Origin of the sequence: Mycobacterium sp., assembly GCF_032162605.1 — a bacterium.
Classification (GTDB): domain Bacteria; phylum Actinomycetota; class Actinomycetes; order Mycobacteriales; family Mycobacteriaceae; genus Mycobacterium.
Genome location: NZ_JAVROT010000541.1, coordinates 1 through 6,938, shown reverse-complemented (window position 1 = coordinate 6,938; position 6,938 = coordinate 1). Strand labels below are relative to the sequence as shown.

General features: G+C 67.6%; 5 protein-coding genes and 2 pseudogenes. 3 read left to right on the top strand and 4 right to left on the bottom strand.

Going from position 1 to position 6,938, the window contains the following annotated elements:
* Positions 1-116: 116 nt before the first annotated feature.
* Positions 117-421 (top strand): annotated as a pseudogene (locus tag QOI01_RS29895) (PaaI family thioesterase); the annotation flags it as partial.
* Positions 422-473: 52 nt separating this feature from the next.
* Here the strand turns inward: QOI01_RS29895 and QOI01_RS29890 are convergent.
* Positions 474-2,060: a carboxylesterase/lipase family protein gene (locus QOI01_RS29890; protein WP_526386814.1), complete on the bottom strand. Its 1,587-nt coding sequence runs from the start codon at positions 2,058-2,060 to the stop codon at positions 474-476.
* A gap of 135 nt (positions 2,061-2,195) precedes the next feature.
* Here QOI01_RS29890 and QOI01_RS29885 point away from each other — a divergent pair, with 135 nt between their 5' ends.
* Positions 2,196-3,449 (top strand): cytochrome P450, encoded by a 1,254-nt coding sequence (locus tag QOI01_RS29885; RefSeq protein WP_526386812.1) that lies wholly within the window; start codon positions 2,196-2,198, stop codon positions 3,447-3,449.
* On the opposite strand, the gene QOI01_RS29880 is transcribed toward QOI01_RS29885, so the two are convergent.
* Positions 3,415-4,077, bottom strand: coding sequence for a TetR/AcrR family transcriptional regulator (locus QOI01_RS29880; RefSeq protein ID WP_526386810.1), 663 nt, complete (start codon positions 4,075-4,077; stop codon positions 3,415-3,417). The genes QOI01_RS29885 and QOI01_RS29880 overlap by 35 nt on opposite strands.
* A 152-nt stretch (positions 4,078-4,229) precedes the next feature.
* Between QOI01_RS29880 and QOI01_RS29875 the strand changes: the two genes are divergently transcribed.
* A complete protein-coding gene (locus QOI01_RS29875) occupies positions 4,230-4,895 on the top strand; it encodes an aspartate/glutamate racemase family protein (RefSeq protein ID WP_526386808.1) in 666 nt (221 codons plus the stop codon).
* Here the strand turns inward: QOI01_RS29875 and mftG are convergent.
* Both mftG and QOI01_RS29865 read right to left on the bottom strand, forming a co-directional pair.
* Entirely contained in the window at positions 4,885-6,297 is a 1,413-nt protein-coding gene (gene mftG, locus QOI01_RS29870) for a mycofactocin dehydrogenase MftG (RefSeq protein ID WP_526386806.1), read from the bottom strand. The genes QOI01_RS29875 and mftG overlap by 11 nt on opposite strands.
* A gap of 9 nt (positions 6,298-6,306) precedes the next feature.
* Positions 6,307-6,938: pseudogene (locus QOI01_RS29865) on the bottom strand (mycofactocin biosynthesis glycosyltransferase MftF); the annotation flags it as partial.

The following is a 6,938-nucleotide window of genomic DNA, read 5'->3' as shown; positions in this document are numbered from 1 at the left end:
CGCCGACGGTCCAGCCGGTGATCACCGAGGCAGATTACTACTCCGGCTAGCGGCGGAATGGACCAGTTGCGGTGGCTGGCAGGCGCAAAGTTTGCGATCACCGCGCGCGTACGAGCTGGTTCTTCGTCCAAAACCATCTGAAGACCGTGCACGCGATCGCGTCGTGCAATGCCGCCGAGGTGGCGATGGGCATGCTGATGGAGGCGACGGTGCCCTCGACGCACCGGTGGATCCCGAAGGCGATGACGGTGTCGTATCTGCAGAAGGCCACCACGTCGCTGCGAGCCACCGCCCGAATCGATCCGCCCGACTTCCGGCTCGTCAGCGAGGGGACGGAGCTCGTCGTCCCCGTCAGCGTCACCGACCGGTCGGGGTGCGTGGTCGTGCACGCGACATCACCACCTGGGTCACGCCTGCTTGAGGTACGACCCACTCGTCGGCGAAGGCCGCCGGATCCGGTGTCGACACCCGAATCACCCCTTCGGGCCTGCCCAGAACGGACACTGGTGCCGCTGGTCGAAATCGGTCTCCACCCTGCTACCGTCCGGCCGCAGTGACAACCGCTTTTCCTCGCCGTCGAACGCTGGCCAGTCATCTCCGGGATGGCCGTCACGGACGAACTGGCTCCAGGCGTCGATCATCTGGTCGGACAACACCTGCTGGTCGGGATTGAGAGACGGGGCCCCGCCGACGTCGAAGAGGTAGCGCAACTCCAGGGAGTGGCTGGCGCCGAGGGGAAACGGCAACGTCCGCAACGGGCCCGGCGCCGGGGCGCCACGGTCATTGAACTCGTAGACGTAGACCGGCCCGGCTCTGGCCAGCCCTTCGGCGATCCTGTCGGTGACGCACGCGAACACGCCGTCGGTGACGGCGGCGGAGTACGCGAGCGGCACGCTGCCGTCGTAGTGCGCCAGGGGGTAGTGCGCGGCGACCGCTCCGGCATCGCGCCCGAACGTCTCCGACAGCAGTTGCGGATAGTCGGCGTCGTTGAAGGCCGCCTTCTGCCGTAGGTACTGCAGGGCGACGAACAGCGTGAACTCATCTCGGTTGCTGCCGATCATCACCGGCACGTCGGCCGCCAGGCCCTGCGCGATCGCCGGCACCGGATCTTCCGGAAGCACCGTCGTTCCCGTCACGGGACCGCTCAAGGCGTCCTCCCCGATGCGGTAATACCACACCGGTTTTCGCAATTGGTCCGCCGGCAGCGCCCGAAGGCATGCCGCCGCGGTGCGCGGATCTCCGCAGCCGGCGTCACGCGCGTAGTCGAGGCTGGCCTTCTCGGCCTCGGGCAGTGCGAGCTGGGCCTGGCACGGCCCACTCTGGATGATCGCCGCACGGAAGAGTCCCGCCGAGCCAGGGGCGACGAGGTGATCGCACACCGACATGCCGCCTGCCGATTCACCGGCGATGGTGACTGCGTTCGGATCGCCGCCGAAGTTCGCGATGTTGTCGTGCACCCAGCGCAACGCGGCCTGCTGGTCGGCCAACCCGTAGTTGCCGACGGCGCCTGCGAGCCCCAACGACGGATGTGCCAGGAAGCCCAGCGCGCCGAGTCGGTAGTTGAGGGTCACGACGACGATGTCACCGCGCGAAGCCATCCAACGTGAGTCGTAGAGTCCGCTGCTGCCGTTGACGAACGCGCCCCCGTGGATCCACACCATCACCGCGCGCTTCTCGACCGACGGCGGCGGCGTCCAGACGTTCAGTGTCAGACAGTCCTCGGAGGTCTGCCTGCCCATCTCCAGATCGCTCGCGTCCTGCATACAGCGGGGACCGGTGCGGGTGGCGTCGCGTATCCCCGGCCATGGCGCCGCGGGCGCAGGGGGCTGCCAGCGCAGTGGACCGACGGGCGGTGCGGCGTAGGGAATTCCGCCGAAAAGGCGATGCTCGGGTGTGACGATGCCGCGGACGGTGCCCGTCTGCGTCTGGACCAGCGCCGGGTCGGCGGGCGGCTCGGATGTCGGCGGAGCCACGTCGTCGCCCCGCGCACAACCGGTGACCAGAACCATCACGGTCAACAGAATCGCCATCATCCTCATGCCAACCGATTCAGCGCGCATCCCCACCCAGCCTACTGAAGCCCGATCCAGGCATCCGGCCAGTGGATCCGGGCAATCCGGCCATCGCGGTCGGCGGCCCGCCCTAAGCTGTCAGCTTGACACCCGTCAAGTGCAGCCCCCATCTCAGGAGTCTCGATGAGCATACCGACCATGGACGACGCCGCCAAGGTCCTGGCCGACCCCGCAGCGTATGCCGACGACGACCGCCTTCATACGGCGCTCACGCACTTGCGGGCGAACAATCCCGTTGCGTGGGTAGACAATCGGCCCTACCGCCCGTTCTGGGCCATCACCAAGCACGCCGACATCATGGCCATCGAGCGGGACAACGAGCTCTTCATCAGCGAGCCAAGGCCACTGCTGGCCACGGCTGCCGCCGACGACATGGCCAAGGAACAGCTCGAGTCGGGCATGGGCCTACGCACGCTGATCCACATGGACGATCCCCACCACCGCAAGGTCCGTCAGATCGGTGCGGACTGGTTCCGTCCGAAGGCGATGCGCGACCTCAAGGTGCGCGTCGACGAACTGGCCAGGCGCTACGTCGACAAGATGGCCCACATCGGGGGTGAATGCGACTTCGTGACGGACATCGCCGTCGACTTCCCGCTGTACGTGATCATGTCGCTGCTGGGCCTGCCGGAGTCCGACTTCGGCCGCATGCATGCCCTGACCCAGGAGATGTTCGGCGGTGACGACGACGAGTACAAACGGGAAGGTGGCTCACTCGAGGACCAATTCGCGGTGCTGCTCGACTTCTTCGCCTACTTCTCGAAGCTGACCGCCTCGCGGCGCGAGCAGCCGACCGGCGACCTGGCGTCGGCGATCGCCAACGGCTTCGTCGACGGCGAACCGCTGTCGGACGTCGACACCGCGTCGTACTATGTCATCGTCGCCAGCGCGGGCCACGACACCACCAAGGACGCGATCTCCGGGGGAATGCGCGCGCTGATCGACAACCCCGGCGAGCTCGAGCGACTGCGCAACGACCCCGGTCTGATGCCCACCGCGGTCGAAGAAATGATCCGATGGTCCACGCCGGTCAAGGAATTCATGCGAACCGCCACCGCGGACACCACCGTGCGCGGGGTCGACATCGCGAAGGGTGACTCGTTGTATCTGGCCTACGTGTCGGGCAACCGCGACGAGGACGTGTTCATCGACCCGTTTCGCTTCGACGTCAGCCGCGACCCGAACAAGCACGTCGCCTTCGGTTACGGCGTCCACTTCTGCCTGGGCGCCGCACTGGCGCGAATGGAGATGAACAGCCTCTTCACCGAGTTGCTCCCGCGCCTGGATTCCGTCGAACTCGCCGGCGCACCAGAGCTTTCCGCGACGACTTTCGTCGGCGGGCTCAAGCACCTTCCGATCCGGTACTCGCTGCGTTGACCTCGGTACCGGGCTCCTTGGCGAAGCACTTGAGGAATCCGTCGACGGCGGCCACCGCGACCTGCTGATAGTCGAATTCGGCGACCGTACTGATGTTGCCGAACGCCAACGGACCGATCAACAGCGCCAACGCCATTGTCCGGTCTACTGGTTTCAGCTCGGCGGCAGCTTGCGGGCTGTCGAAGATCACGTCGAATGGCGCCGAATACTGCTGGGCGATGCGTTCCCGGAGCGAACGCATCTCGGGACTGCTGGTGTCGTTGTGCTGCATTTCCGGCAACCGGTCGATGTCCGGCCCCAGCGACAGCCACGACATCGCCGTCAGGATGGTAGGCGCTTCGCCGATCGACTCGGCCCAGGCCACCACGATCGCGGTCAGTCGCTCACTCAGCGAACCTTCATCGGGAGGCATCGGTGGCGGCGGGATGAGGCTGGTGAAGCTGGCCGCCAATAAGTCGTTGGCGCTGGAGAAGTGGCGATACAGAGTGGCCCTGGCGACATCGGCGCTGCGGGTGACGGCATCGATGGTCACCGCGCTCGGCCCACCCGAACGCAGCAGTGCCGTCGCGGCACCCAGCAGCCGCGCCCGCGAGCGAGCGGGCCGTGGGTCGGAACTTCCGGCCGTCATGTCTGCCACACCTCCATGGAAATGAGACTGCCAGTCTCGAAGGTATCGCGCTCGCCGACGGAGCAGCGGCACTGTCGACACTCTTCCCGAGGCCGACCAGCCTACCGACGCGACCATGGCGACCCAGTCGACCGGGGCCTTAGGCTGCATGGGTGCGTCTGCTCCTCGTCAACCCCAACACCACCGCGTCGATGACTGCCGCGATCGGGGCGTCGGCGCGGGCGATCGCGAGGCCCACCACCGAGATCGTAGCGGTCAACCCCCTCGAGGGCCCGGCCAGCATCGAGAACGACGACGACGAACATCGTTGCATCCCTGGCCTTATCGGGGAGGTCCGCCGGGCAACCGAGAGCCGCAACGTTCCTGACGCCTACGTCATCGCATGCTTCGGCGACCCCGGCCTAGAACAGGTCCGCGACATCGTCGACGTCCCCGTGCTGGGCATCGCGCAGGCGGCGATGCATGCCGCCGCCCTCGCCGCGGGCAGCTTCTCGGTGGTCACCTCGATGGCGGCGACGGTGCCGCGGGCATGGGAGCTCGCGAAGACGTACACGCCGAGCCAGTGCCTCGGCGTGTACCCGTGCGACATACCCGTCTTGCGGATCGACTCGGATCCGACCACGATCGAGCCCATCGGCGACCTCTGCGCGACGGCCCTGGCTCAGGACGGCAGCCGAGCAATCGTTTTGGGTTGCGCCGCAATGGCTCGGTTCGCCGGTCCCCTCACGGAGCGTCTCGGCGTTCCCGTCGTCGACGGCGTCGTCGCGGCCACCGTGCTGGCGGAAGCCCTGATGGCGCTGCGCCACGTCAACGGATGAACTCGGCCGCCCGGTGGCCGATCATGACGATGGTGGCGTGCGGTCCGCGGCTGGTGATGTCGGGCAGAATCGAACCATCGACCACCCAGAGCCCGTCGACGCCGCGCACCCGGCACTTCTCGTCGAGCGGCGCGTCGCCATCGCGGCCCATGGGAACTGTGCCGCACAGATGCTGCGACGTCGACCAGAACGATTCTCGGGCCTCGTAGCCGGATCCCGCCAGTTCGTGGGCGAGATCCGCACCAGCCTGCAGGGCGGCGACGTCATCGGGCTCGCTGTCATAGCGGTGCTCGATCGATGGTGACACCTCCACGTCGGCCGACGTCAACCGCACCCGGCCGCGGGCGCGCGGGCGCATGAGTGTCACGCCGAGATGCGGACGGTCCGCGGGGTCGTACCCGGCGCCGACCATCGCCGCGAAACCCGTTGTGTAGGAGCGTATCTCCAGGCCACCCGCGGTGGTGAGCAGCACCTCCAGCGGAGGCCGACCCGGTGCGGAGGGCCAGTCGACCGGAAGGACCCACTCGGGATGATCGATGCTTCGCATCCCCACCGGCAGGTCAACCAGCACCGGTACGCCAGCGGCGGTCAATTGCGCCAGTGGCCCGATTCCCGAGAGCATGAGCAGATGAGCAGACCCGATCGCGCCTGCCGAAAGGACGACGTGGTCGGCCGTCAACTGTTCCAGTCCGCCGGGAACGGCGCAGTCGACGCCGACCGCTCGGTGTTGGGCGAACCTGACCCGAACCACCCGGGTCTTCTCCAACACGGTGAGATTCGGTCGGTGCATCGCCGGCCCGAGAAAGGCGCCCCCTGGACCGACCCGGGTGCCGCCGTCGATGTTGAGGGGCACGGCGCCGACACCGGTGCGACCCGCTGCCTCACCGTTGAGGTCTGCCACCCACGCGTAGCCCGTCCCACGGGCGGCCTCGACGAAAGCGGCTGCGCCGGTCTCGAACTCGGTGACGCGCCGGATCAGCATCGGACCGGAGGAGCCGTGCAGCGGGCCGTCGAAGTCGAGGTCGGTCTCGATGGCCCGAAAGTGCGGTAGCACGTCGTCCCACGACCAGCCAGGGATCCCCCACCCGTCGAAGTCTCCTGGCAGACCGCGGCAGAAGTAGCCGCCGTTGACGGCGCCGGACCCGCCGACCACCGACCCGCGCATGATCGAGGTGCTGCGCCGGGGTACGTCCGTCAGCGTGGCCTCGTAGCGACGAACCACAGAACTCGCGGACCCGATCGGCAGCCGCAGGCCATCGCTGATCTGGGCCATTACCCGCGGGTCCGACGGACCGGGGCCTGCCTCGACGAGGGTCACGGTCCGCTGCCGGTCGTGTGAAAGACGCTCGGCTAGAACGCATCCAGCGCTACCGGCGCCGACGATCAGGACGTCAGAATGCAACGCGGCGCTTCAGGTTCGGATCTGCGGCTTGAGTGCGCCGAGGTGCCGCTCACGCACGACACCGGTCCAGAGGCCGAGGCCGTATGCGATGTCGTCAAGCCGCTTGAGCAGCAGATAGGCGAACAGCCCGACGCGTTGGGCGTCATCGTCGGCGTTGCCGTTTCGGGCGACCCAGTCGACCACTCCGTCGACGACGGCCGCCACGAGCACCACCTGCCGGCACCGCCGGAAGAGGATGGCGGCGACGAGGGCAATGGGCCAGTAGTGCCTGCAGATCGCCGACGACAATTGCAGGGCGGCCGACCACAGCCCCTGAGCCGCGACGGCCGCCACCTCCTTCGGTTCGGTGTCCACCGAGCTCAGCGCCTTTGCGATCTTGCGGCCGGTGATGAGAGAGACGACCGTCGACGCGAAGTAGCCGATCCCGGAGCCCATCGCCAATAGGATCCAAACCATCAGGGTCCACCCGGACAGCACCAGGGGGGCGGTCTTGCCGGGGTGCCGGACCGCCAGTGGCGCGGCGGCGGAGCCGTAGAATGCCTTACGCGCAAACCAGTCTCGCAGGTGGGTCCGGTGATCGTGCCCGACCAGCGCGATGGGCTCGTAGCGGAGCCGGGCCTCCGCTTCGATGAAGCGCCAGC